This is a genomic window from Bradyrhizobium sp. 62, from assembly GCF_023073035.1.
Taxonomy (GTDB): domain Bacteria; phylum Pseudomonadota; class Alphaproteobacteria; order Rhizobiales; family Xanthobacteraceae; genus Bradyrhizobium.
In genome coordinates this window covers 1-4,739 of sequence record NZ_JADPIT010000025.1, presented here as the reverse complement: position 1 = coordinate 4,739, position 4,739 = coordinate 1, and the positions used below count along the sequence as shown (strand labels likewise).

General features: G+C 63.6%; 4 protein-coding genes. All 4 read right to left on the bottom strand.

Annotation, left to right across the window (positions count from 1 at the left end; genetic code table 11):
* The coding region (locus IVB47_RS25755; protein ID WP_247465533.1) for an ATP-binding cassette domain-containing protein at window positions 1-420 on the bottom strand (420 nt) is incomplete at its 3' end.
* Complete coding sequence (locus IVB47_RS25750; protein ID WP_247465532.1) at window positions 417-2,264, bottom strand: branched-chain amino acid ABC transporter ATP-binding protein/permease; 1,848 nt, start codon at window positions 2,262-2,264, stop codon at window positions 417-419. The genes IVB47_RS25750 and IVB47_RS25755, both read right to left, overlap by 4 nt.
* Window positions 2,265-2,275: 11 nt before the next feature.
* On the bottom strand, window positions 2,276-3,151 hold the full coding sequence (locus tag IVB47_RS25745) for a branched-chain amino acid ABC transporter permease (RefSeq protein ID WP_247465531.1): 876 nt from the start codon (window positions 3,149-3,151) through the stop codon (window positions 2,276-2,278).
* A 100-nt stretch (window positions 3,152-3,251) separates the two neighbouring features.
* Window positions 3,252-4,586, bottom strand: a complete 1,335-nt coding sequence (locus IVB47_RS25740) for a substrate-binding protein (protein ID WP_247465528.1) — start codon at window positions 4,584-4,586, stop codon at window positions 3,252-3,254.
* Window positions 4,587-4,739 lie beyond the last annotated feature (153 nt).

The following is a 4,739-nucleotide window of genomic DNA, read 5'->3' as shown; positions in this document are numbered from 1 at the left end:
CATCTGCTGCTCGCCGCCGGAGAGCTCGGTGCCGCGGTTGTTGCGCCGCTCCTTCAGCCGCGGAAACATTTCGTAGATCCGATCGAGCGGCCAGCGTTTCGGCGCAGTGATGCCGGCGAGGACGATGTTTTCCTCCACCGACAGGCTGCCGAAGATGCGGCGTTCCTCGTGCACGAGCTGCATGCCGGCCTGGGCGATTCTGTGGCTCTTTCGTCCGGCGATATCAATGCCGTCGAACTTCACGCTGCCGCTACGCGGCGTCACGACGCCCATCAGGCTCTTCAGCGTGGTGCTCTTGCCGGCGCCGTTGCGACCGAGCAGCGCCACCACTTCGTGACGCGCGACGTGCATGGCGACGTCGAACAGGATGTGGGAGTCACCGTAATAGCTGTTCAGGCCGTTGACCTCGATCAGGCTCATGCGGCGATCTCCCCGTAAACTCCGCCGAGATAGGCTTCCTGCACGGCGGCGTTGGCCTTGATTTCCTCCGGCGTGCCGTCGAGCAGAACCTTGCCTTCCTGGAGCACCGTTACGCGTTCGACCAGCTCGAACAGCGAATCCATGTCGTGGTCGATGATGATCATGGTGCGCCCTCGCGCGATCGATTTGAGCAGCTTGACGGTCTCGACGCGCTCGCGTGGGCTCATGCCCGCAAGCGGTTCGTCGAGCAGCAGCAGGCGCGGCGAGGTGGCGAGCGCGAGGCCGATTTCGAGCCTGCGCTTCTCGCCATAGGCGAGCTCGGATACCGGCGTATCGGCCCGGCGGCTCAAATTGACGAGGGCAAGCGTGTGCTCCACCTGCTCGGTCAGGCCCTTGACGCTGGAGAGCCTGCGGAACAGGTCGAGCCGGAATTTTCCACGTAGCTCGGCCAGCGCGGCAATCGTCAGGTTCTGCCGCACCGTCAACCCGGTGAAGAGCTGGTTGACCTGATAGCTCTTGGTGAGGCCGAGCTGGCAGACCTCGGTCACCTTCAATCCCGTGATGTCTCGCCCCTCGAATACGATCTGGCCGGAGCTCGGCGCGATCTCGCAGGTCAGCATCTTGAAGAAGGTCGATTTGCCGGCGCCGTTGGGGCCGATGATCCCGCGCAGCTCGCCCTGATTGACGCTGAAATCGATGTCGCTGTTGGCGACGAGACCGCCATAGCGTTTGGTCAGGCCGGTGGCTTTCAGGATCGGCCCGGAATAGGCGGGATGCGCGACCTCCTTGGCCTGCATCGGCGCCGGTGGGGGTTGCAGTGTGGCCTCGGCGTCAGCGGCCTCCTGCTCCATCTCCGCATCCGTTCGCTTTCGCTTGCCCGAGACGAGGCGGTAGAGATCGGCAAAACCGCCGATGATGCCGCCGCGCAGGAAGCAGACCAGCAGCACGAAGACGACACCCAGCACCAGCTTCCAGGCTGCGCCGAGGCCCAGCGCGGACTGGAGGAAGTCCTGAAGGAAGAGCCAAACGGTTGCGCCGACCAGCGGTCCGAACAGCGTGCCCCTGCCGCCGATGGCCGTCTGCATCACGAGCTGGCCCGAGGTGTCGAAGGTGAAGGCGTCGGGCGGCATGAAGGCCTGGAGCACGCCGAGCAGTCCCCCGGCGAAGCCCGCGTAAGCGGCTGCGATCACGAAGGCGGTCAGCTTGTAGCCATGGATGTTGTGTCCGACGGCCGTGGCGCGCAGCGGATTGTCGCGGATCGCACTCAGAATCGCGCCGACCGGCGAGCGCACGATCCTGAGGGCGATGACGACGCCGACGAAGTAGCACAGCGCGATGAACTGATAGAGCGACCAGCCATTGGTGAAGTGGATGGAGGTGAAGCCGAGATCGAAGCTCGGCGTTGGTACCCCCGGCAGGCCGTTCTCGCCGCCGGTGAAATCGGAAAGTGGATTGAACTCGACGAAGAAGAACACCTCCGCGATCGCCACGGTGATCATCGCGAAATAGATGCCGGTGCGGCGCAATGCGATCAGGCCGATCAGGTAGCCGGTCGCGGCCGCCGCGATCATGCCGATGATCAGCGCGCCCAGCACGTTGCCGAAGCCCGCGCGGGTCAGCAGGTAGGCGGCGACGAAGCCGCCGGTGCCGTAGAAGGCGGATTGGCCGAACGAGAGCAGGCCGGTGAAGCCGAACAGGATGTCGAAGCCGAGGCCGAACAGGCCCCAGACCAGGATCCTGTTCACGGTGTTCGGCGCGAAGCCGAGATGAGGCAGCACGAAGGGCGCTGCGATCAAGCCGATCGCGGTCAGGGCTTCGATCAGGAAGGGGCGTTGCTTGAGCATCAGGAGATCGCTTACTCGCGGCCCTGGACGCCGAGCAGGCCATGCGGTCGTACCACGAGCACGAGCGTCATCGCCGCAAACAGCATCACATAGGCGTAGCCGGGGTTGAACATGGAGGTGACGCTGATGATCTCGCCGGCGATCAGGCCGCCCAGAATTGCGCCGGGGAACGAGCCGACGCCGCCGATCACCACCACCACGAAGGTCTGGACCAGGATGTCGTCACCGATGCCCGGTGTCAGCGACACCACCGGCGCGTTGACGATGCCGGCAAAGCCGGCGGCCATTGCGCCGATGCCGAACACCACCATGAAGACGCGATAGACATTGATGCCGAGCGAACCGACCATCACCGAATCCTCGATGCCGGCGCGCACAATCATGCCCAGCCGGGTCCGGTAGAGGACGATGAACAGTGCGCCGAGGGCGACCGCGACGATGCCGACGACGGCGAGGCGGTAGGTCGGATAGAACATGAAGCCGAGATTGGTGATGCCCCGGAACAGGGCCGGCGGCGGCACCAGCTGCGACTGGCTCGAGAAGATCAGGCGCACGAGCTCGACGAAACAGATGCCTAGCCCGAAGGTCACGAGCAGCTGATCCTCGTGTGGGCGGTGATAGAAATGGCGGATGATGACGCGTTCCATGAGAACGCCGAGCAGCATCACGAACAGCGAGCCCGCGATCACGGCGAGGATGAACGACTCCGTGTACTGGTAGGCGACGAAGCCGGCATAGCCGCCGATCATGAACATCGCGCCGTGCGCGAGGTTGAGCACGCCGAGCGTGCCGTAGATGATGGTCAGGCCGGAGCTGATCAGCGCGAGCAGGGCGCCGAGCGCGAGCCCGTTGAAAAGCTGCGAAACGAGGTTGGGCCAACTTATCATGCGACAATCGCTGTTGTGGCGCGCGATGGTGCGCGTCCAAAAAAGGGTGACGCCGCAGGACCGGAGTGCAGTCCGCGGCGTCACAGGGGTTAGCGAGGTCTCAGCTGTAGTCGCCGAGATGGCAGCCGAAGGCGTCCGGCTTCTGCATCAGGTTTTCCCCCGAGACGATCTCGACGACGTCGTACCAGTCTTCCTTGTTCTTCATGTCCTTTTGCTGCTTGCCCTTGACGATGATCACCGGCCGGACGCACTGATGGTCCTCGGGACGGTAATGCACTTCGCCCACCAGGGAGGGGATCGTCTCGCCTTTCTCGTAGGCCTTGATCACGTCCGGCGGGCTGAAGCTGCCGGCCTGCTCGCACATGTGCGCCCAATGCGCGAAGCTGACATAGGCGTTCTCCGCGCCCCATTCGGGCTTGTAGCCGTACTTCTTCTCGAATGCTTCGTTGAACATCTTGGCGAGCGGGAATTTGTCTTCGATGGTCCACCAATAATCGGTGGCGGCGTAGACGCCCTGCATCAGGCCGCCGGTCTCGCGCGCGATGAAAGGCACCTGGTAGGGGACGACCAGCTTCATCTTGTCGAGCACGCCGAACTGCTTGGCCTGTTGTGTCGACAGCACGGCGTCGTGTCCCCAATTGACGTTGATGAGCACATCGGCGCCTGAATTCGCGACGTTCAGCAGATAGGAGGAGTAGTCGGGTGCGCCGAGGGGCGCCACCTGGTTGGTGGTCGTCGTCCAGCCCGCTGTTGCTAGGAAATCCTGCATGGATTTGGTGACGGTGTGGCCGTAGGTGTAATCAGGCGTGAGATACGCGGCCTTCTTGCCCTTGCCGAACTCACGTACCATCACCGGGCCGATCGCTGCAGCCGCAGTCTGGCCGTAGAAGTTCTGGCGAAAGCCGTAGCGGACGCAATCCTTGCCGGTGGTATCGTTCGAGCCGGAAATGCCGCACACGAAAATGACGTGTTCGCGCTGGGCGAGTTTGTTCAGCGCCACTGCAACGGCGCTCGACGTGCCGCCGGTGATCATGATCGCCTTGTTCTCGCTGATGAAGCGCTGCTGCGCCTGCACCGCCTCGTTTGGCTTGGCCGCGGAATCGGCGACGCCGAACTTCAGCTCCTTACCGAGCACGCCCTTGCTGGTCTTCGGCGATATCTTCTTGATCAGGTCGTGCCCGCTGTTGATGTGCTCGATCGCGAGCTGATAGCCCTTGAGCTCGTCTTCACCCTGTACGGCATAGGTGCCGGTGCGCGGCACGGAGATGCCGATGAAGGCGGTGGAGCCCGAGACCCCGGCGGGGTAGGAGCCGATCGCCAGCTTGTCCTCGGCAAACGCCGGCATCCCGGGCAGAACCGCGCCGCCGATGAGGCCCGCGGTGGTCTGAAGCAGGCCACGGCGCGAGAGGCCGCGGCGGATGAGATTGTCAGTCATGATCGTTTCCTCCGAACATCGTTCTTGTTTGCAGGCAAAGCACGACCTGTCCGGCGGCAGTCGGCCTCGAGGGCCTGCCCGCGCCGGGCACGTCACATCCGCGTGTAGCTCTTGGACGCAAGCATTGCTTGTGAACGCCTTCTGTCAATTTCG

Excerpts from the sequence above, each read along its gene's own strand:
- IVB47_RS25750 (WP_247465532.1), bottom strand. The coding sequence starts at position 2,264 with ATGCTCAAGCAACGCCCCTTCCTGATCGAAGCCCTGACCGCGATCGGC.
- IVB47_RS25745 (WP_247465531.1), bottom strand. The coding sequence starts at position 3,151 with ATGATAAGTTGGCCCAACCTCGTTTCGCAGCTTTTCAACGGGCTCGCG.
- IVB47_RS25740 (WP_247465528.1), bottom strand. The coding sequence starts at position 4,586 with ATGACTGACAATCTCATCCGCCGCGGCCTCTCGCGCCGTGGCCTGCTT.